Consider the following 18,908-nt stretch of genomic DNA (forward strand, 5'->3'; position numbering starts at 1 on the left):
ATCACCCCTTCCACTCAGCGAGACCGCGCTCGTACGGTCACGTCATGACAGACGCACCCCGCTGGTCCTTCACCACCCGCCAGATCCACGCCGGCCAGGCGCCCGACCCGACGACGGGTGCCCGGGCGCTGCCGATCTTCCAGACCACGTCCTACGTGTTCCCCGACGCCGAGACCGCCGCCAAGCGGTTCGCGCTCGCGGAGCTGGGGCCCATCTACACGCGGATCAACAACCCGACCCAGGAGGTCGTGGAGAACCGCATCGCGGACCTCGAGGGCGGCGTCGGCGCCCTGCTGCTCGCCTCCGGCCAGGCGGCCGAGACGTTCGCGATCCTCAACGTCGCCGAGGCCGGCGACCACGTCGTCGCCTCCTCGAGCCTGTACGGCGGCACGTACAACCTGCTCAAGCACACCCTGCCGCGGCTCGGCATCGAGACCACGTTCGTCGACGACGCGCACGACGCCGACGCCTGGCGCGCCGCCGTCCGGCCGAACACCAAGGCGTTCTTCGCCGAGACCATCCCCAACCCGCGCGGGGACTTCCTCGACATCGCGCTGGTGGCGGACGCCGCGCACGCCGCCGAGGTGCCGCTCATCGTCGACAACACGGTGGCGACGCCGTACCTCGTGCGGCCGATCGAGCACGGCGCGGACGTCGTCGTGCACTCGGCCACGAAGTACCTCGGCGGGCACGGCACGTCCGTGGCTGGCGTGATCGTCGACTCGGGGAACTTCGACTACGCCCGGTACCCCGAGCGGTTCGCGGGCTTCAACACCCCCGACCCCTCGTACAACGGCGTGGTCTACGCCCGGGACCTGGGCGTCGACGGGATCCTCGGCGCCAACCTGGCGTACGTCCTCAAGGCGCGCGTGCAGCTCCTGCGCGACCTCGGCGCAGCGGTCTCCCCCTTCAACGCGTTCCAGATCTCCCAGGGCATCGAGACGCTCTCCCTGCGCGTCGAGCGGCACGTGGCCAACGCCCAGCGGGTCGCCGAGTGGCTCGAGGCGCGCGACGACGTCCGCACCGTCCACTACGCGGGCCTGGCGTCCAGCCCGTGGCACGCCACCCAGCAGCGCTACGCCCCGCGGGGTGCCGGCGCGGTGGTGGCGTTCGAGCTCGACGGCGGGGCGGAGGCCGGCCAGGCGTTCGTCTCGGCGCTCGAGCTGCACTCGAACGTGGCGAACATCGGTGACGTCCGCTCCCTGGTGATCCACCCGGCGTCCACGACCCACAGCCAGCTCACCCCGGCCGAGCAGGCCAAGTCCGGCGTCACACCGGGCCTGGTGCGCCTCGCCGTCGGCATCGAGGACGTCGACGACATCCTCGCCGACCTCGAGCTGGGCTTCACCGCCGCGAAGGCGGCGCTCGGACGCTGACGTCGTCGCGCGACGCCGTCTCACGATGTCCGACGGCGTCGCGCGCGCCGCGCGCGCCGTACGGTGGTCGCATGCTCGCCACGATGATCCATGCCGCCCGTGACGTCCGCGCCGAGGAGCGCCCCGACCCGGTGCTGCTGACGCCGCACGACGCCGTCCTGCGGGTGGTGGCCGCGTGCGTGTGCGGCTCCGACCTGTGGCCCTACCGCGGCGTGACCCCCACCAAGGAACCGCACCCCATCGGTCACGAGCTGATCGGCGTGGTCGCGGAGGTGGGCGCCGAGGTGACCTCGGCCGAGCCCGGCGACGTCGTCGTCGTGCCGTTCTCGCTGAGCTGCGGGCGGTGCCAGTCCTGCCGGGCCGGGTACCCCTCGGCGTGCGACCGGGTGACCGGCTTCGGCTCGACCGACCGCGAGGGGCACCCCGTCGACGGCGCCCAGAGCGAGCGGGTCCGCATCCCGCTGGCGCAGCACTCGCTGTTCCCGGTGGGCCGCCCCCTGGCGGACCTGGAGGCCGCCGGCCTGGTGCCGCACCTGCTGACGCTGTCGGACGTGATGTCCACCGGACACCACGCCGCCGTGTCGGCCGGGGTCGGTCCGGGCGACACCGTGGCCGTGGTGGGCGACGGCGCCGTCGGGCTGTGCGGGGTGATCGCCGCGCGGCGCCTCGGGGCGGAACGCGTCGTGGCGTTCTCGCGGCACCCGGACCGGGCCGCCCTGGCGCGCGAGCTGGGCGCCACCGACGTCGTCGCCGAACGCGGCGAGGAGGGCGTCGCCGCGCTGCGCGAGCTGCTCGGCGGCGACCTGGCCGACGCCGCGCTCGAGTGCGTCGGCACCGAGGAGTCCATGGCGCAGGCGCTCGGGTCGGTCCGTGGCGGCGGCCGTGTCGGGTTCGTCGGGGTGCCGCACGGCGGCTCGCAGGTGCCGATCGGGCAGCTCTTCCGCCGCAACATCACCGTGGGCGGCGGGATGGCGCCCGCCCGTGCCCACATGGCGGAGCTGCTTCCCGACGTGCTGTCGGGTGCGATCCGGCCGGGGAAGGTGTTCGACGCCGAGATGCCCCTGGCCGACGTCGCGCAGGCCTACGCCGCGATGGACGAGCGCCGGGCGACCAAGGTGCTGCTGCGCCCCTGAGACCCGGGTGCAGGGCGGGCTCAGCCCCGCGGGACGAGGGTCAGGGCGTAGGTCGTGCTGTTGACGACCGTGGCGGTGACCGTGCGCGCCACCGCCGCGCCGGCGGCCTGGGCGCCCCAGGTCCCGCGCTCGAGCTCGTGCGCACGCTTGATGACCGGCGTCGTCCACGGGATCTCCCGGTGGAGCTGGGGAAGCGTGCCGCTGCCCGCCAGCAGGCCCCCGAGCGCCGCCACCCGTGGCGTCGGTTCCGCGCCGTCGACGAGCACCGCACGCACGCTCTCGACGAGCTCCGCCCGGCGGGGCGTCCCGCCGTCCACGAGCGCGGTCGATCGGAAGAGGCCGAGCACCGTGCGGGACTCCTGGCGGATGTCGCCGCGCGCGACGACGTTCTCGAGCAGCGGCGCCCGCAGCCCGGGGCCGATGGCGGCGAGCACGGTCTGGACCCCGCGGGGCTTGCCGGCCACGTAGTCCCAGGCCGACCGCAGGACCGGGTCCGACGGCGCCCGGTCCTCGACGGCGCCCACGCGGACGTTGCCTCCGGGCGAGCGCGTGGTGCGCACGTGCTCGCCGAGCGCGAGGTCCGCGAGCACGCCGCCGGCCAGGACGTAGTACAGGGTGTTCTCCCCGGCGATGGTGCCGGACCGTGGCTGGAAGAGCAGCAGCAGCAGGTCCTCCGCCAGCGTCGGGGCGGCCGGTGGACCAGGGCGCTCGGACATGTCGTTCCTCTCGTCGGTGCGCGTCACAGCCAGTCGTGCTCACGGGCATAGCGTGCGGCCTCGTGCCGCGTGCGGGTCTGCGTCTTCTGCATGGCGCTGGACAGATAGTTGCGCACCGTTCCTGGTGCCAGGTACAGCCGGGCGGCGATCTCGGCGACCGAGTAGCCGTCGCGCGTCACCCGGAGCACGTCGAGCTCCCGGTCCGTCAGCGGGACGTCGTCGATGAGGGCCGCGGCGGAGACGTCCTGGTCGATCCACCGCCCTCCCTCGTGCAGCGCCGCGACGACCCGGGCGATGTGCGCCGGCTCGGCCGACTTGCTCACGAAGCCCTGCACCCCGAGCCGCAGGGCCTGGCGCAGCACCCCCGGCCGGGCGTGGCGGGTCAGCATGAGGACCACCTGCCCCGGCAGGACACGGCGGATCTCGGCCACGGCCTCCAGGCCGTCGACCCCCGGCATCTCGAGGTCGACGACCAGCACGTCGGGCCGGTGCTCGATCGTGGCCTCGACCGCCTCAGCGCCGTCGGCCGCCTCCGCCAGGACGGTGACGTCGCCCTCGAGCGGGAGGAGCGCAGCGAGCGCCCTGCGGAGCAGGGCCTCGTCGTCGGCCAGCACCACCGTGGTCATCGTGCGTCCTCCTCGGGTCGCAGGTCGGCCCCGGCTGCGCCGGCGGCGCCGGCCGGGAAGGTGGCCGCCGTCCGGAACCGGTCGTCCGCGAGCTCCGCGGTCAGCGTGCCACCGTTGTCCGCCACCCGGCTCGCGAGCAGCGACAGCCCGCGCAGCGTCGGCGGCGGGTGCCCGTCGACCCCGTCGTTGACGATCGTGATGCCGTGGTCCGTGACCGCCACGTGCACCAGCGTGGCGCGCGAGTGGCGCAGGACGTTGGTGGTCGTCTCCCGCAGCACCTGCGCCAGCAGGTCGCCGGGCTGCGCCCGGACGCTCGTCGGGTGGTCGACACGGACGTGGATGCCCGCGGCCTCGAGCAGGTTCCTGGCGTTCTCCAGCTCGGCCGACAGGTTCGGCCGACGGCGCCCGTAGGCGAGCTCCTTGGCCTGCGCGATCGTGTCGCCGACCAGGTCGTACGTCTCGCGCAGCTCCTGCTCCGCGCGCGCCGTGTCCGCGCGCAGGAGCTTCTGCGCCAGCGCGATCTTCAGCTTCACCACGTGCAGCGTGTGGCCCTGGATGTCGTGCAGGTCGCTCGCGAACCGGACCCGCTCACGCACGACGGCGAGCTCCGCCTCCCGTTCCCGTGCCTCCTCCAGCTCCGTCATCACGTCGTAGAACCCCTTGTTGGGAAGCCGCAGGCAGATCGAGACGACGGTGAAACCGGTGGGCAGGATCACGAAGGAGATCAGCGCACCCGCCGAGAAGGGCCCGGCAGCGACCAGCCCCCAGGTGCCGACCGCCGCGACGTACAGCCCGACCCCGACGGCTGCCGCCGCCCGGTGGCGCGGAAGCTCCGGGACCACCAGGCACGCCACGACGGCCAGCGCGTAGTAGGCGGCCTGCGTGTCGCCGTCGACCACCAGGGCGCCGTACGGCCACACCGCCGCCGAGACGAGCAGGCAGGGCGCCGCCACCCGCGCGAGGTCGCCGGCGGACCACCGCTCGAACGCGACCAGGGCGGCCAGCAGGCCCGCCCCCAGCACCAGCGCCTGGTCCCAGGTCTGCGCCTGCCTCGCCACCAGCAGGACCCCCACGGCGGCGATCACCGGCAGCAGCGCCGTGAGGTTGACCCGGCGGAACCGCCGACGCGAGGACCGTGACGCCGTCGACGTCTTCCAGAGCCCCGCGGCCGCGCGCTGCGGGGCGGAGGTGCGGTCATCCATGGTGGGCGGCTCACAGGGCTCGAGGGATCGTGCCCACCAGTATCCGTCCACGGACGAACCTCCTGCTAGTGACGCTGCGTCACACCGGGGCGATGCGGTCCGTCATGCCGGCGGGTGACGCCGGGACACTGGGATCCCGCCGCCGTCGGCGGTCTGATGGGGCCATGTCAACCAACACTGTGATCGACGTCGAGGGACTCGACGTCGCGTACGGCGACTTCCACGCCGTCAAGGACCTGTCGTTCCACATCGAGCGCGGAGAGCTCTACGCGCTCCTGGGGACCAACGGTGCCGGCAAGACGTCGACCCTCGAGGTCGTCGAGGGGCACCGCCAGGCCACCTCGGGCACGGTGCGCGTGCTCGGGTCGGACCCGGCCGACCGCTCGGTGGTGCGCCCACGGGTCGGGATCATGCTGCAGGAGAGCGGCTTCTCGGCCGACCTCACCGTCGCGGAGTCCGCGCGGCTGATCGGCCGCCTGAGCGGACGCGAGGACTCCGTGGAGCGCGTCCTGGGCCTCGTCGACCTCGGGCACAAGGCGGACACCCGCACCGGTCAGCTCTCCGGCGGGGAGCGGCGTCGGCTCGACTTCGCGACCGCGGTGTACGGCAACCCGGAGCTCCTGTTCCTCGACGAGCCCACCACCGGCCTGGACATCGCGTCCCGGGACTCCCTGTGGGCCACGGTGCAGCGGCTGCGCGACGAGGGCACGACGGTCGTGCTGACGACCCACTACCTGGAGGAGGCGCAGCAGCGTGCCGACCGCATCGGCCTGATGCACCGCGGCACGTTCCGCCACCAGGGGACGGTGGCCGAGCTGACCCGGTCGCTCCCGGCCTCGATCCAGTTCTCGCTGCCGCGGCACGCCCCCGCCCCGCCGACGAGCTCCGTCCCGCAGGCCGACGCGTCCTACGCGATCGAGACCTTCGAGCTCCAGCGAGACCTCAAGCAGCTCCTCGACTGGGCAGACACCCACGGCGTCGAGCTGGAGGGCCTCTCCGCGGCACCGACCCGCCTGGACGACGTCTTCCGCGCCATCGGCGCCGACTCCACCGCTTCCTGACCTACCCCGAACAGGAGATCATCGTGCTTCCTCTCGCCCAGGCCGAGCTGGTCCAGCTCTTCCGCAACCGGTCGGTGCTCGTCACCAGCCTCCTCATGCCCGTCGCGGTCGCCGTCTTCTTCATCAGCTACCGCGACGTCTTCACGCGGATCGGCAGCATCGGGTACGTCGCCGCCGTGCTCGTGTTCACGATCGCCGCGTTCAACCTCTATGCGACGACGGTCACCACGCTGGCCGCCCGGCGCCAGGGCCTCTTCCTCAAGCGGCTCCGGTCGACGGCGGCGAGCGACGCCACCATCCTGACCGGGCTCGTCCTGCCGGTCGGTGCCATCGCTCTGGTGCAGATCGCCCTGATCCTCGGGGTCTTCGCCGCCGCCAGCGGCGGAGGACCTGTCGACGCCGTGCTCCTCGTCGCGGCGACCCTCGCGGCGTTCGCCATGATGCTCGCCCTGGGGATCGCGACCGCGGGCGTGACGAACTCCCCCGAGCACGCCCAGGTGACCGCCCTGCCCCTGAGCATCGGCGTGATCGCCGTCGCCAGCTGGGTCGGCATCACCGGCACCGAGAGCATGGCCCTGCTCAAGCGGCTCCTGCCCGGGGGTGCGGCCACCGAGCTGATCGTCGCCGCCTGGGACGGCGGCGCCGCGCTGACCGGCTCGCTCCCCCTGCTCGCCCCGACGCTGGCATGGGTCCTGGTCGCTGTCGCCGTCGCGGCGAAGATGTTCCGGTGGGAGCCGCGCCGCTGACGCTCTCGCGCGGGCCGGCCGCCTCTCAGGCGGCCGGCTCGGGCCGGTGCACGCCTCGAGGCCGGTAGCCGAGCTCCTCCGAGAGGTCGAGGAGGTCCGCGAGCAGCCAGACGGTGGCGAGCCACATCTCGGTTCCCTGCAGGCTCGGCAGGGTGTCGTCGGCCCCGCGGGTCGCCGGGTGCGGGACGCGGAAGGCGAGGCCGACGCCGTCCTGCCAGCCGGGGAGCACCGCCGCCAGGAGCCGGCGGGCCGTGGCCCGGACCTCGTCGGTGCGGTGGCCGGTGGATCGAGCCGACCAGAGCGGGTGGGCGACGTCGAGGACGTTGCACGCGGTGTAGCTCTCCGGGCGGAACCAGCGGTCGTCCCGGACGTGTGCCAGGACGGTGTCGACGACGCGGTCCGGGTACGGGACAGGCAGGCCGTGCTGCGCGAAGGTGCCGCGGGTCGTCCGGTAGTACCCGTTGACGGGTTGGAGCAGACCCCCGTCCGGAGTGGGTCGCCCCCAGAGGCCCGTCGCGGGGTCGGCCCTCGTCAGCAACCACCCCATGAGCGTCTCGAGCGCCCCGGACACCGGGCCGTGGTCCGCGCCGTCCTTTGTGTCGCCCTCCGCGTCGTCCCGGCGGGCGTTCCACAGCAGAGCCGTCCCGAGCGCGTCGACCTGGTGCCCGGCGCCCCACGCGTTGCGACGCCAGGGCAGCGCGTCCAGGGCGGCGACGAGCTCGGAAGCGCTGCGCCGGGCGAACCGGATCGGCGCCGCGAACCTGCTACCGAGGAGGTCGAGCGCGTACCCGACGCACAGCACGTGGTAGCTCTCGTCCGGGTGCGGCCAGGGCTCGTCGGCCGGGGCACGCCCGCCGTCGGACGACAGCTCGCCCACGAGCCCCGTCCTCGGGTCCTGCCACGATCGCAGCCGGTCGACCTGCTCGGCCGCGGGCAGCTGCCCGGGTGCTGCACCGAGGAGGAGGTCCGCGACCTCGATCGCGTCGCACTGGGCGCGGACCGTCGCCCGGCCGCCGGGCCGGTCGAGGAACAGCCGTGCCCGCGGGTCCCAGTGGCTGGCGAGGACGTCCGGCGCCTGGTCGCGAGCGCGGTCGGCGAACGCGCGGAGGGCCTCCGCCAGGCCGTCGCCCGAGGCGGCGGCACGGGGAGCGCCGGACGGCGGCACCCGCCACTTGAGCACGCGTGCCGGGTTCCCCCCGACGACGGCGCCGGGCGGCACGTCCTTGGTGACGACGGCACCCGCGGCGAGGACGGCGGCGTCGCCGACCGTGACGCCGTCGAGCAGGACGACGTGCGACCCGATCCACACGTCGTCCCCGACGCTGATCCCCCGCGACGTCAACGGCTGCTGGTGGACCTCGGTGCCGGCGTCGAACGTGTGGTTGAACCCGAGGATCGAGGTGTGCGCCCCGATGCGCACCGCGTCGCCGAGGACGACGTCGCCGCGCACCACCGTGTACGCGTTGACCGAGCAGTCCCGCCCGGCACGCAGCGTCCCGGTGAGATAGGCGCCGGCCGCCACGTACGTCCGCTCCCCGAGGGTGAGGTGCTCGTTCTGCACGGCGGCGTGCTCCGAGACGAACACGCCGTCCGCCAGCCTCCACGTGGGGTGCAGGCCCTGCAGGTGGTCCTGCCAGGCGAGCTGGCGGGCACGCTGCTCGTCGTCGGCGTCGGTCCAGAAGCCCCAGGGTGAGAAGTCGTGGTCGTGCGGACGTGTGCCGCTGCCGGGGGCGACGCCCTGCGCATCGGGTCTCACAGTGCTCCTGGGATCGGGCGGGTGACGCCCGGTCGGCGCCGACGCGGACATGCTACGGCGGGCCCGGTGGCCGGGACGGCTCCTCGGCCGCCGCGGTCCGGGAACGATCACGGTCGATCAGCCGGGCCGCCGGTGCGCCGGTGGATCGCCAGGTCGGTCCGTCCGGGCGCGTGCTCCTCGAGCAGCCGCCGCTGCGCGTCGTAGTCGTCGAGCAGCCGCCGGTAGGGCAGCGGCTCGTCGGTGCCGAGGTTCTCGAACCGCTTGCGCACCTGCGCCCTGGCGTCCTCGACGCCCGCCCACACCGGGGAGTCGACGCCGAGCAGGGCGAGCGGCGCCAGGGGCTCGATGCCCGTGTACCAGAGGATCCCGTGGTTCACGGGGAACAGCAGGTCCTCGATGTGGCCGTTCACGCCGCGCGGCCCGAAGGCCTCCGCCCGGCCCGCTGTCGTCACGACCAGCCCGCGCTTGCCCGCGAACGCACCGTCGCCGTACTTGCGGGGGTTGCCCGCGGCGTCGCGCAGGCCGTAGGCGAAGCCCTGGGTGAAGACCCGGTCGACCCATCCCTTGAGGACGGCCGGCATCCCCGCCCACCAGAGCGGGAAGAGCAGCACGAGGAGGTCGGCCCGGCGCAGGAGCTCCTGGTGCCGCGCGACCTCCGTGTCCAGGGTGCCCGACGCCGCCGCGTCGAGCGCGTGGGTGCCGACCGGCGCGGTCAGCTCCTCGACGCCGTAGTCCGACGGCCGGACGGCGGGGTGCCAGCCGAGCCGCGCCAGGTCGACCAGGACGACGTCGTCGCCCTGGTCACGGAGCGTCGACTCGGCGGTGGCGGCGAGGTCCGCGGTCAGGGAGCCGGCCGACGGAGCCGCGGAGACGATGAGTGCCTGCATGGTGCGACCGTAGGCACAACCGACCGCCAGCGGTAGTACGGTCATCTGTGTCACCAAGGGACATCAGGGGAAGCGAGGACGCCATGCGGGACGCGGTACGACGCGCGCTGGAGGTGTGCCCGGTCGAGGTCGGCATCGCCGTCGCCGGCGGGGACTGGAAGCTGACCACCGTGTCGAAGCTGGCCGACGGGCCGCTGCGCTTCGGCGAGCTGCAGCGGGCCGTGGGTCCCGTCTCGGCCAAGACGCTCACCCGCCAGCTCCGGGCGCTGGAGACCGACGGCGTCGTGCTGCGCACCGTGTACCCCGAGGTACCGCCGCGCGTGACCTACGAGCTCACGGAGGCCGGCCGCGAGCTGGCCACGATCGCCACGCTGCTGGGCCGCTGGAGCGAGCGGTTCGTCCCCCGGCCGGGACCAGATGCCGTCTCAGAATATGGTCCCGCATCGTGAGATCCGCTGGGCAGCGCCCCTGACAGGGCGTTACCGTCGCACCATGACTCGTCGAATGCGCAGCTGACCACCGCGCACCTTCGCCTGCCTGCGGCCACGCACCGGGCAGCCACACGCCGCGTGCGCCCGCCCGACCGCACCGCCGGAGACCGCAGCCAGGAGAGACGATGACCCCGACGCCGACCAGCACGACGAGACCGGCGGGCGCTCCCGCGGCAGTCCGACCCCGCGCCACCCGCCGCGGCCCCGCGTCGCCCGTCCCGGCGTCCGGCGCCTGGCGCGAGGGCGACCCGGTCGCGGACCGCCGGTTCGCCGACGTCGGCACCTTCGACCTCGAGGCCGGCGGACGCCTGCCGGACGTGCGCGTGGCCTACGAGACGTACGGCGAGCTCGCACCGGACGGTTCCAACGCTGTCCTGGTCCTCCACGCGCTCACCGGCGACGCCCACGTGCGCGGTCCCGCCGGGCCCGGCCAGCTCACCGCCGGCTGGTGGGAGCCCATGATCGGCCCCGGCGCACCGATCGACACCGACCGGTACTTCGTGGTGGTGCCCAACGTGCTCGGCGGCTGCCAGGGAACCACCGGCCCGGCGTCCACCGCACCCGACGGCCGGCCGTGGGGCGGCCGGTTCCCGCGCATCACGACGCGCGACCAGGTCGCCGTCGAGGTCGAGCTGGCCCGGTTGCTCGGCATCCGTTCGTGGGCGACCGTCGTCGGCGCCTCCATGGGTGGCATGCGCGTCCTGGAGTGGGCGATCCTCGGGCCCGAGGCCGGCATCGAGGTGCGCTCCGTCGCCGCCATCGCCACCGCCGCGCAGTCGTCGGGCGACCAGATCGCCTGGGCCCACCCGCAGCTCGGCGCCATCCGGGCCGACCCGCGCTGGAACGGCGGCGACTACTACGACGCCCCGGACGGCGAGGGTCCGCACGCCGGACTGGCGATCGCGCGGCAGATCGCGCACACCACCTACCGCACCGCACGCGAGCTCGACGAGCGGTTCGGGCGCCTGCCCCAGGGCGGCGAGGACCCGTTCGACGACGGCCGCTTCGCCGTGCAGTCGTACCTCGACCACCACGGCGACAAGCTCGCGCGCCGGTTCGACGCCAACTCCTACCTGCGGCTCACCGAGACGATGATGACGCACGACCTCGGCCGGGACCGCGGCGGGGTGGACTCCGCCCTGGCGCAGATCACCGCGCGGGCGCTCGTCGTGGCGGTGGACAGCGACCGGCTGTTCCCGCCGGCGCAGTGCGCCCGGATCGCCGCGGGGGTGCCGGGCGCCGGGGAGCTGCGCGTCATCACCTCCGACTTCGGGCACGACGGGTTCCTGCTCGAGCACGACCAGACGGGTCCGCTGCTGCGGGACTTCCTCACCGAGGTCGCGCCCGTTCCCCCCGCATAGCGCGCGAGCGGGGCACGCCGGCCCCACCATGGTGCGGGACGCCGCCAGGGCGTCCCCGTCCCTCCAGGAGGACCGACCATGGCCAGGCTCACCCCCTACCTCAGCTTCCGGGACCAGGCCCGCGAGGCCCTCGAGTTCTACCGGACCGCGCTCGGCGGTGAGCTGGAGATCATGACGTTCGGCTCCATGCCCGGCATGACCGACGACCCCGCCGAGGAAGAGCTCGTCATGCACGGTCAGCTCGAGGCGCCCGGCGGGCTCGTCCTCATGGCCGCCGACACGCCGTCGTCCATGCCGTACGTCCCCGCGACGAGCGGCGTGACCGTGGCGCTCACCGGCGGCCCGGAGGACATGGACCACGTGCAGGCGGCGATCAGCACGCTGCTCGACGGCGCCACCGACGTCATGCCGTTCGAGCCGGCTCCCTGGGGCGACCACTACGGTCAGCTCACCGACCGCTACGGCATCACCTGGATGTTCGACGTCGGCGCGAGCTGACCCGGACCGCTACGAGAGCAGGACCGCCTCCCGGCGGCGCTCGAGCGCCACCAGGTCCTGCTCCACCACGACCCGCCGGTCGGCCAGCCGCCGTGTCACGTGCTCGACGGCGGCGCGGGCGGCCTCGACCCGCTCGCGCGACGCACGGATGTGCCGGGCCACGGACAGGTCGCTGAAGACGTTGTCGAACCAGATGTCGAACGTCCGCGTCAGGCCCTCCACGCCCAGCACACCGACGCCGCGCTCGCCGACGTCGCCCAGCTCGACCGCCAGGTGGGCGAGCGCCGCGTCGGCGACCCGGACCCGCTCGGCCGCCCGGTCCAGGCGGTGGTGCTTGGCCATGCTCGCCAGCCAGTCGCCGCCCAGGAAGGTGTCGTAGGTCGACCAGCCGTCGGCCCCGGCCAGCTCGCCCGCCGCTGCCTCGAGAGCGTGCGCGGCGGCGTCGGCCGCCTCATGCGCCTGCGCGATCTCGACCTGCTCCGCCCGCCGGCGTCCCCGGCGTTCCGCGACGTCCACGAGCTCGGCGCCGCGGCCACCGCCCGCCGTCCACAGCCACGCCTCCTTGTCGGCCAGCGCCTGCTCCCGCCGCCCGGCGACGTCACCGAGCCCGACGACGGCGTCCTCGGCCACCTGCAGCTCGCGCCGGGCCGCCGCCCGGCGGGCCTCGGCCGCCGCGGCGGCGTACTCCGCGGCCTGCTGCTCGGCGCGCTCGGTGTCGAGGCGGTCCTCGCGGGTGCCGCGCAGCGTCGCCCAGAGCCGGTCGAGGCTCGGCGACTCGAGCCGGTCGACGTCGGCCGACTCGGCGGCGAGCAGCTCCTGCGCCTGCGCCACCGCCTGCTCGGCCACCCGCAGCCCCGACGCCGCACGTTCCCGGCGGGCCAGGTAGTCGGCGAGCAGCGTGGCGTCCTGCTGCGCCCGCTCGACGCGCGCCTCGAGGGCCGCGGAGTCGGGATCGGTGGGGTCGGGCTCGGCAGGTCGGTGCACGACGTCGTCAACCATGGCGACCAACATAGTGGCCCGCGGCACCGGAAGGTCCTCTACGTTGGGACCATGCTCGCTGCCACCGTCGCCCGCTTCTCCCCCGACGACCCGCTGCACGGACTCGAGGTCACCGACCGGCCCGCACCGACGGACCGGGAGCACTGGACCACGGTCCAGGTCCGTGCCGCCGCCCTCAACCACCACGACCTGTGGTCGTTGCGGGGGGTGGGCCTGCGCGAGGAACAGCTCCCGATGATCCTCGGCACGGACGCCGCCGGCGTCGCACCGGACGGCTCCGAGGTGGTGCTGCACGGCGTCGTCGGTGCGGACGGCCACGGCGTCGGCCCGCACGAGCGCCGGTCGCTGCTGTCCGAGCGGTACCCGGGCACCCTGGCCGAGCAGGTCGCCGTCCCCACGGCGAACCTGGTGCCCAAGCCCGCCGAGCTCACCTTCGCCGAGGCGGCCTGCCTGCCGACGGCGTGGCTCACGGCCTACCGGATGCTGTTCGGCGCGGCCGCGCTCCGGCCGGGCGACCGGGTCCTGGTGCAGGGTGTGGGCGGCGGTGTCGCGACGGCGGCCATCGTCCTGGGCGCGGCAGCCGGCCTCGAGGTGGTGGCCACGTCGCGCGACGGCGCCAAGCGCGAGCGGGCCCTCGAGCTCGGCGCGGCTCACGCCGTCGCACCCGGCACCCGGCTGCCCGCGCGCGTCGACGCCGTCGTCGAGTCCGTCGGGGAGGCGACGTGGGCGCACTCGGTGCGCTCCGTGCGGCCCGGCGGCGTGATCGTCGTGTGCGGGGCCACCAGCGGCGACGCACCGCCCGCGGAGCTCACGCGGGTGTTCTTCTCCGAGATCCGCGTCCAGGGCGTCACCATGGGCTCGCGCGAGGACCTCGCCGCGCTGCTGCGGTTCTGCGCACGGACCGGCGTGCGGCCCGTCATCGACTCGGAGGTGTCGCTGGCCGACGTCGGCGCGGGCCTCGCCCGGCTGGCGGCCGGCGAGCAGACGGGCAAGATCGTCGTCGTCCCCTGACCTCAGGTTGTGGGCGCGATTGACCTCACGTTGTGGGCGCGATTTATGGCCCGATATGCCCGCTTTGCCGGGCTTCTCGGCCCAGAAATCGCGCCCACAACGATCGCGCGCACGACGCCCCGAGGGGGCCGACGGCGGGGGTCAGGCGAAGCGGGCGCGGTAGGCGTCGAGCAACGACGGACCGTCGGGCCCGAGGTGCCACACGTTCCAGCCGTCGTCCGTGGGCGTGCCGCTCGCGGCCGAGGCCGCGTGGTCCGGGTGCTGGTAGCGCGAGCCGTCGGACAGCTCGATCACGCCGTCGGGGTGCAGCACCGCCTCGAAGTGCTGGCGGCGGCGCGGCCGCGACCACACGAGCAGGGTGGGGCGGTGCAGCGTGGCCGCCAGCGCGATGAGGTCGCCGTCCACCTCGTCGTCGAACGCCAGGGGCGCCGGCGGCGCGCTCTCGTACAGCCCGTGGTCGGGCGGTGGCGTGTATGACGGCGCCTCGAGCGGCGGGACCTCGAGGCGCGGCAGGTCCTCGGAGGCGTTCGTCCAGGTGCTCGGCGTCGACGGTTCCCAGCCGGAGGACCGGTACGGCGGCGGGTCGTTGAGCGGGTCCTCCCAGCGGGCCTCCGGCGGGTCCCACGGCGCCGGCTCACGACGTCGTGCGGCAGGCTCCGGCCGAGGCGCCGGCGGCAGGTCCAGCGCCGGGGCGGTGTACCGCGCGAAGTCCTCCCCGAGGCCGGGGGTGTCGGTGCTCGCCGCCGACGTGGTCGTGCGGCGAGCCAGCTCCGCGAGGTCGAGGTCCTCCGCCGAGCCCGCGGACGCCGCGGTGAAGGCCGCGAGCTCCGGCGAGGGCTGCTGAGGCTGCGACGAGAAGCGGTCGGTGCGGGACCGTCGTCGGACGGCGGGCGCCGGCTGGGGGGCCGGAGCCGGCTGGGGGGCGGCTGCCGGCTGCGGCGGCGCGGGAGGCGGCGGCGGAGGGGTGTCCGCGGGCGCCGGACGGGGCACCGCACCCTCCGGCGCGACACCGCCCGGTGCCCCCGCGCCCGGGGCGTCGGGCCGGACCGTGGGCAGCGACAGGCTGGAGGCGCCGGCGGCGGCCCGCCGTCCCGCCCGGGTCCGCTGCGGGGCCGGGTCGGGTGTGGCCGGCCGGGTCGGTGCCGCGGGGGTGCTGGGTGCCGCGGGCGCGCTGGGTGCGGCGGGCTGGGTCACCGCGGGGTGCTTGCCGGTGAGCGCGATGCCGACCTTGACGCCCTCGGCGAACGACTCCGGCTCGCCGCCGCCTGCCGCCGAACCGCCGCGGGCCTCCTCCGCGGGTGCGGCGCCGGACAGGCGCGGCGCCGTCGGGGCGGAGGCGGGGTGGATGACGAGCGGGGAGACGTCGACGAACCGCCGCCCGTCCTGGCTGTGCACCACGCCCATCTTGAGGACCTCGACGGGCATCGTGGGCTGGCGCAGGAAGTCGACGGCGTTGAGGATCTCCTCGCCGGCGTCCTGGCAGATGATGATCAGCCGGGCGCTGGAACGCCCCGGCTGGGAGCGGGTGATCGGCACGGAGTCGTAGAACGAGGCGACGTCGCGCTGGAACGCGTTCGGCCCGCCGTGGTAGCGGGACGCGAGCTCTCCGCGGGTGAGCCGGCCAGCCCAGCCCGCGTGGTCCAGCGCCCGGGTCAGGGCCGGGCGGTCGAGATCGGCGACCAGCTCGACCACGACCGGTGAGCCGGTGGCGTCCAGCGCGAGCAGGTGCGGCTCGTCCGGCCCCACGCCCTGCGCGACCGGGAAGATCTGCTCACCGAGCAGCCCGTCGATGTGCGAGTCCACGACGCGGTGCGCCGTCGTCCCGAGCCCGGGCTCCACGCCCCCGGAGGATCGCCCGGACTGGACGAGGAGCGGCCTGCTGGCGTCGACCTCGAACAGTGGCATCGCGCTGACTTCTCCCCGGTTGCGGCACACGGCCCGGTGCCGTGTGCCGCATAGCCTACGGCGCGGGGTCCCGTGACCTGCAACACCCCAGGTGGGTGACCACGATCACGCGTGGCCGGCCTGCTCCTCGTCCGCCGCGAGGGCCTCCTCGACCCTGCGGACCTTGGCGTCGAGCTGGCCGGTGTACCCCGGGCGGATGTCCGCCTTGAGGACCAGCGAGACCCGGTGGCCGCCCGCGCCGACGGCCTCGGTGGCGCGCTGGATCACCGGCATCACCTCGTCCCACTCGCCCTCGACCTCGGTGAACATGGACGTGGTCCGGTGCGGCAGCCCGGACTCGCGCACGATGCGGACGGCCTCGGCGACGGGGCCCGCGACGGACTCCCCCGCGCCGAGCGGGGAGACGGAGAACGCGAAGACAGCCATGCGTCCATCATGCCGTGCCCGTCTAGGCTCGGGGGGTGAGTACCTCGGTGACGGTCCTGGCCGGTGGCGTCGGCGGCGCCCGGCTCGCGCACGGCTTCGCGCTGGCGCTGCCCGACGGCGGCGCGCCGGCGGGCGGTGGCGGCCTGACGTGCGTGGTCAACGTGGGTGACGACACGGCACGCCACGGGCTGCACGTCTCGCCCGACCTCGACACGGTGATGTACACCCTGGCCGGGCTCAACGACGAGGAGCGCGGCTGGGGGCTCACGGGCGAGTCGTACGCCACGCTGGCGCAGCTCGAGCGGCTGGGCGAGGACACGTGGTTCACGCTCGGGGACAAGGACCTCGCCACCCACGTGGTGCGGACCGCCCGGCTCCGGGAGGGTGCGCCGTTGAGCGAGGTGACGGCCGCGCTGGCGGCGTCGCTGGGGGTGCACGCCCGGCTGCTGCCCGTCACGGACGACCCGGTGCGCACGCGGGTCACCACGCCGTCGGGCACGCTGGCCTTCCAGGAGTACTTCGTGCGTCGCCAGCACGCGGACGCGGTGCTGGGCCTGACCTTCGACGGGATCGGGACGGCGGTTCCCGCCCCCGGGGTGCTGCCGGCGGTGACGGACGCCGACCTGCTCGTGGTGGCGCCGTCGAACCCGTTCCTGTCGGTGGAGCCGGTGCTCGGGGTACCCGGCGTGCGCGACGCCGTGCGGGCCTCGCGCGCGCGCCGGGTGGCGGTGAGCCCGATCGTGGGCGGGCGCGCCGTGAAGGGTCCGGCCGCGCAGATCCTCGAGACGCTCGGGCACGAGGTCTCGGCCCTGGGCGTGGCCCGGCTCTACACCGGCGTGGTGGACGTCATGGTGATCGACGAGGCCGACACCGCGCTGGCCGCCCCGATCGCGGACCTCGGGTTCGAGGTGGTGGTCACCGACACCGTCATGGGTGGCCCGGACGGCCGCGAGCGCCTCGCCCGCGAGCTCCTCGCCGGCGTCGGGCACCGGGCGTGACGAGCCCTCGCACGGTCGCGGTCGTCCCGCTGCGGGACGGGGTCTCGGGCAAGTCGCGGCTGGCGGCCGCCCTGGACCCGGGTGCCCGACGCCGGCTGGTCGTCGCGCTCGCCCGGCACGTCGGGGAGGTGCTCGCCTCGCTGGTGGCGGACGGCGGGCTGGCGGGTGTCGTGGTCGTGACGGCGGACGTGCCGTTCGTCGAGGAGGTACTGCCCGGTCTGAACGGCAACTCGTCACCTGATCGGCAGTCCGGACTGCCGATCAGGTCACGAGTTGCCGAGGTGATTCCGGAGCCGCCCGACCGGCCCGGCCTGAACGGTGCCCTCGACCACGCCCGCGAGCACGTCCGGGAGCACGCCCGTGAGCACGGCGCGTACCCCGGGGCGGACCGGGTGCTGGTGGTGCACGCGGACCTGCCGCGGCTCACGGCCGCCGACGTGCACGCCCTCCTCACGACCGAGGCGGACGTGGCCGTCGCCACCGACCGGCACGGCACCGGCACCAATCTGTTGTCCGTGCCGCTGGAGGTGCCGGGCGCCGACGGCTTCCGGTTCCGGTTCGGTCCCGGGTCCCGGGCCGCCCACGAGGCGGAGGCCGCCGCGCACGGGCTGACCTCCGCCGTCGTGCAACGCCCCGGCACGACCGCCGACCTCGACACCCTCGACGACTGGGCCGAGCTCCCGCGCGAGATCCGTGCCCGGGTGGGCGCCGCCGTCGGGCACCCGCTGACCGCGCGGTAGCGCCTCAGGCCGCGTCGAGCCGGGCGCGGACCTCGGCCGGCAGGTCGAGGTGCACCGCGCCGAGGAGCTCGTCGAGCTGCTCCACCGAGCTCGGCCCGGTCACCGGGACCACCGGGACCTCGCCGCCCATCATCCAGCTCAGCGCCACCTGCGCGGGGGTGGCCCCGATCTCGCGGGCCACGTCGCGCAGCACCCTGACCCGGTGGACCGAACCGGGGTGGTCGGCGTCGTGGTACAGCCCCTTGTCGTCCCGCATCAGGGCTCCCGCCTGCAGCGGCCCGTACCCCACGACCGACAGCGCGGGCCGGCCCGGCACCCCCGTGGAGGCGGCGTAGTCCAGCAGGTCACGGCTCACCCACGGGCGCGACGTCGGCCGCGGGTACACGTAGGAGTGCTGCTGCTGCACGACGGCGTAGGGCGGCACCCCCTGGCGCTCGGCCTCGGCGCGGGCCTCCACCAGGCGCCACAGCGCGACGTTGGAGATGCCCGTCAGGCCCACCGACCCCTCGGCCTGGAGCTTGCCGAGGGCGCCGACCGTCTCGGCGAGCGGGGTGTCGCGATCGTCCACGTGCCCGTAGAGCACGTCGATGCGGTCGGTGCCCAGGTGGCGCAGGCTCTCGTGGGCCTGGGCCTCGATCACCGCGGCGCCCAGGCCCTCGAAGTTCTCCGGCCCGAAGGGTGCCGCCGGGTCGCGGGGACCGGCACCGACCTTGGTGGCGATGCGCACCTGGTCGCGGACGCCGCGCGACGCCAGCCAGCCGCCGATCAGGTCCTCGCTGTCCCGGCCGTGGCCTCCGTTCCAGATCGCATAGTTGTTCGCGGTGTCGAGGAAGGTGCCCCCGGCCTCGACGAACCGGTCGAGGATCGCCTCCGACGTGGCCGGGTCCACGAGGGTGCCGTAGTTCATGGTGCCGAGGCACAGCAGGGAGACCTCGATGGCGCGGTCTCCGGTGCCGATGGTGCGGTAGCGCATGGT

19 protein-coding genes are annotated in these 18,908 nt (G+C 74.8%); 10 read left to right on the plus strand and 9 right to left on the minus strand.

The window, feature by feature from the left end; genetic code table 11:
- The first annotated feature begins 44 nt into the window (after window positions 1–44).
- Window positions 45–1,376, plus strand: coding sequence for a bifunctional o-acetylhomoserine/o-acetylserine sulfhydrylase (locus MWU57_RS04970; protein WP_106266150.1), 1,332 nt, complete (start codon window positions 45–47; stop codon window positions 1,374–1,376).
- A gap of 71 nt (window positions 1,377–1,447) precedes the next feature.
- Window positions 1,448–2,509 carry a zinc-dependent alcohol dehydrogenase family protein gene (locus tag MWU57_RS04975; protein WP_246907642.1) on the plus strand — a complete coding sequence of 354 codons (1,062 nt, stop codon included), beginning with the start codon at window positions 1,448–1,450 and terminating at the stop codon, window positions 2,507–2,509.
- A 20-nt stretch (window positions 2,510–2,529) separates the two neighbouring features.
- On the opposite strand, the gene MWU57_RS04980 is transcribed toward MWU57_RS04975, so the two are convergent.
- Genes MWU57_RS04980 through MWU57_RS04990 form a run of 3 tightly spaced genes read right to left on the minus strand, consistent with a single transcriptional unit; the run spans window position 2,530 to window position 5,053 of the window.
- A complete protein-coding gene (locus MWU57_RS04980) occupies window positions 2,530–3,225 on the minus strand; it encodes a GPP34 family phosphoprotein (protein WP_246907644.1) in 696 nt (231 codons plus the stop codon).
- Between the two features lie 23 nt (window positions 3,226–3,248).
- Complete coding sequence (locus tag MWU57_RS04985; protein WP_246907645.1) at window positions 3,249–3,851, minus strand: DNA-binding response regulator; 603 nt, start codon at window positions 3,849–3,851, stop codon at window positions 3,249–3,251.
- Window positions 3,848–5,053, minus strand: coding sequence for a sensor histidine kinase (locus MWU57_RS04990; RefSeq protein ID WP_246907647.1), 1,206 nt, complete (start codon window positions 5,051–5,053; stop codon window positions 3,848–3,850). The genes MWU57_RS04985 and MWU57_RS04990 overlap by 4 nt, the downstream gene beginning before the upstream one ends.
- 164 nt (window positions 5,054–5,217) lie before the next feature.
- Between MWU57_RS04990 and MWU57_RS04995 the strand changes: the two genes are divergently transcribed.
- Both MWU57_RS04995 and MWU57_RS05000 read left to right on the plus strand, forming a co-directional pair.
- Window positions 5,218–6,114 carry an ABC transporter ATP-binding protein gene (locus MWU57_RS04995; RefSeq protein WP_106266157.1) on the plus strand — a complete coding sequence of 299 codons (897 nt, stop codon included), beginning with the start codon at window positions 5,218–5,220 and terminating at the stop codon, window positions 6,112–6,114.
- 23 nt (window positions 6,115–6,137) lie between these two features.
- Complete coding sequence (locus MWU57_RS05000; protein WP_106266159.1) at window positions 6,138–6,860, plus strand: ABC transporter permease; 723 nt, start codon at window positions 6,138–6,140, stop codon at window positions 6,858–6,860.
- Window positions 6,861–6,885: 25 nt separating this feature from the next.
- Here MWU57_RS05000 and MWU57_RS05005 read toward each other — a convergent pair whose 3' ends face one another.
- Together MWU57_RS05005 and MWU57_RS05010 are read right to left on the minus strand one after the other, a co-directional pair.
- Window positions 6,886–8,616 (minus strand): DapH/DapD/GlmU-related protein, encoded by a 1,731-nt coding sequence (locus MWU57_RS05005; protein WP_246907649.1) that lies wholly within the window; start codon window positions 8,614–8,616, stop codon window positions 6,886–6,888.
- Between the two features lie 107 nt (window positions 8,617–8,723).
- Window positions 8,724–9,503: an NAD(P)H-dependent oxidoreductase gene (locus MWU57_RS05010; protein ID WP_246907651.1), complete on the minus strand. Its 780-nt coding sequence runs from the start codon at window positions 9,501–9,503 to the stop codon at window positions 8,724–8,726.
- An 83-nt stretch (window positions 9,504–9,586) separates the two neighbouring features.
- On the opposite strand from MWU57_RS05010, the gene MWU57_RS05015 reads away from it, so the two are divergent.
- From MWU57_RS05015 to MWU57_RS05025, 3 genes are all read left to right on the plus strand, one after another.
- Window positions 9,587–9,952: a helix-turn-helix domain-containing protein gene (locus MWU57_RS05015; protein ID WP_106266164.1), complete on the plus strand. Its 366-nt coding sequence runs from the start codon at window positions 9,587–9,589 to the stop codon at window positions 9,950–9,952.
- Window positions 9,953–10,119: 167 nt separating this feature from the next.
- Window positions 10,120–11,355, plus strand: coding sequence for a homoserine O-acetyltransferase (locus MWU57_RS05020; RefSeq protein ID WP_106266166.1), 1,236 nt, complete (start codon window positions 10,120–10,122; stop codon window positions 11,353–11,355).
- Window positions 11,356–11,433: 78 nt separating this feature from the next.
- Window positions 11,434–11,853 (plus strand): VOC family protein, encoded by a 420-nt coding sequence (locus MWU57_RS05025; protein ID WP_246907653.1) that lies wholly within the window; start codon window positions 11,434–11,436, stop codon window positions 11,851–11,853.
- A 9-nt stretch (window positions 11,854–11,862) separates the two neighbouring features.
- Here MWU57_RS05025 and MWU57_RS05030 read toward each other — a convergent pair whose 3' ends face one another.
- Window positions 11,863–12,852, minus strand: coding sequence for a hypothetical protein (locus MWU57_RS05030; protein ID WP_246907655.1), 990 nt, complete (start codon window positions 12,850–12,852; stop codon window positions 11,863–11,865).
- 51 nt (window positions 12,853–12,903) lie between these two features.
- Between MWU57_RS05030 and MWU57_RS05035 the strand changes: the two genes are divergently transcribed.
- Window positions 12,904–13,863 carry a zinc-binding dehydrogenase gene (locus tag MWU57_RS05035; protein ID WP_246907658.1) on the plus strand — a complete coding sequence of 320 codons (960 nt, stop codon included), beginning with the start codon at window positions 12,904–12,906 and terminating at the stop codon, window positions 13,861–13,863.
- Window positions 13,864–14,004: 141 nt separating this feature from the next.
- On the opposite strand, the gene MWU57_RS05040 is transcribed toward MWU57_RS05035, so the two are convergent.
- Together MWU57_RS05040 and MWU57_RS05045 are read right to left on the minus strand one after the other, a co-directional pair.
- The gene (locus tag MWU57_RS05040; protein WP_246907660.1) at window positions 14,005–15,768 is read right to left on the minus strand and encodes a hypothetical protein; all 1,764 of its coding nucleotides are present in this window, start codon (window positions 15,766–15,768) and stop codon (window positions 14,005–14,007) included.
- A gap of 105 nt (window positions 15,769–15,873) precedes the next feature.
- Window positions 15,874–16,194 (minus strand): MTH1187 family thiamine-binding protein, encoded by a 321-nt coding sequence (locus MWU57_RS05045; RefSeq protein ID WP_106266177.1) that lies wholly within the window; start codon window positions 16,192–16,194, stop codon window positions 15,874–15,876.
- Between the two features lie 35 nt (window positions 16,195–16,229).
- Here MWU57_RS05045 and cofD point away from each other — a divergent pair, with 35 nt between their 5' ends.
- Both cofD and cofC read left to right on the plus strand, forming a co-directional pair.
- Window positions 16,230–17,192, plus strand: a complete 963-nt coding sequence (gene cofD, locus MWU57_RS05050) for a 2-phospho-L-lactate transferase (protein WP_246907664.1) — start codon at window positions 16,230–16,232, stop codon at window positions 17,190–17,192.
- Window positions 17,189–17,932, plus strand: a complete 744-nt coding sequence (gene cofC, locus MWU57_RS05055; protein ID WP_246907667.1) for a 2-phospho-L-lactate guanylyltransferase — start codon at window positions 17,189–17,191, stop codon at window positions 17,930–17,932. Before cofD ends, cofC begins: the two co-directional genes overlap by 4 nt.
- Before the next feature lie 4 nt (window positions 17,933–17,936).
- On the opposite strand, the gene MWU57_RS05060 is transcribed toward cofC, so the two are convergent.
- Window positions 17,937–18,905, minus strand: a complete 969-nt coding sequence (locus tag MWU57_RS05060; RefSeq protein WP_246907669.1) for an aldo/keto reductase — start codon at window positions 18,903–18,905, stop codon at window positions 17,937–17,939.
- Window positions 18,906–18,908: the final 3 nt, after the last annotated feature.

This window comes from Isoptericola sp. S6320L (genome assembly GCF_023015685.1).
In the GTDB taxonomy this organism is placed as follows: domain Bacteria; phylum Actinomycetota; class Actinomycetes; order Actinomycetales; family Cellulomonadaceae; genus Isoptericola; species Isoptericola halotolerans_A.

Coding starts and splice junctions, on each gene's coding strand:
- MWU57_RS04970 (WP_106266150.1), top strand. CDS start 45: ATGACAGACGCACCCCGCTGGTCCTTCACCACCCGCCAGATCCACGCC.
- MWU57_RS04975 (WP_246907642.1), top strand. CDS start 1,448: ATGCTCGCCACGATGATCCATGCCGCCCGTGACGTCCGCGCCGAGGAG.
- MWU57_RS04980 (WP_246907644.1), bottom strand. CDS start 3,225: ATGTCCGAGCGCCCTGGTCCACCGGCCGCCCCGACGCTGGCGGAGGAC.
- MWU57_RS04985 (WP_246907645.1), bottom strand. CDS start 3,851: ATGACCACGGTGGTGCTGGCCGACGACGAGGCCCTGCTCCGCAGGGCG.
- MWU57_RS04990 (WP_246907647.1), bottom strand. CDS start 5,053: ATGGATGACCGCACCTCCGCCCCGCAGCGCGCGGCCGCGGGGCTCTGG.
- MWU57_RS04995 (WP_106266157.1), top strand. CDS start 5,218: ATGTCAACCAACACTGTGATCGACGTCGAGGGACTCGACGTCGCGTAC.
- MWU57_RS05010 (WP_246907651.1), bottom strand. CDS start 9,503: ATGCAGGCACTCATCGTCTCCGCGGCTCCGTCGGCCGGCTCCCTGACC.
- MWU57_RS05015 (WP_106266164.1), top strand. CDS start 9,587: ATGCGGGACGCGGTACGACGCGCGCTGGAGGTGTGCCCGGTCGAGGTC.
- MWU57_RS05020 (WP_106266166.1), top strand. CDS start 10,120: ATGACCCCGACGCCGACCAGCACGACGAGACCGGCGGGCGCTCCCGCG.
- MWU57_RS05025 (WP_246907653.1), top strand. CDS start 11,434: ATGGCCAGGCTCACCCCCTACCTCAGCTTCCGGGACCAGGCCCGCGAG.
- MWU57_RS05030 (WP_246907655.1), bottom strand. CDS start 12,852: ATGGTTGACGACGTCGTGCACCGACCTGCCGAGCCCGACCCCACCGAT.
- MWU57_RS05035 (WP_246907658.1), top strand. CDS start 12,904: ATGCTCGCTGCCACCGTCGCCCGCTTCTCCCCCGACGACCCGCTGCAC.
- MWU57_RS05040 (WP_246907660.1), bottom strand. CDS start 15,768: ATGCCACTGTTCGAGGTCGACGCCAGCAGGCCGCTCCTCGTCCAGTCC.
- MWU57_RS05045 (WP_106266177.1), bottom strand. CDS start 16,194: ATGGCTGTCTTCGCGTTCTCCGTCTCCCCGCTCGGCGCGGGGGAGTCC.
- MWU57_RS05060 (WP_246907669.1), bottom strand. CDS start 18,905: ATGCGCTACCGCACCATCGGCACCGGAGACCGCGCCATCGAGGTCTCC.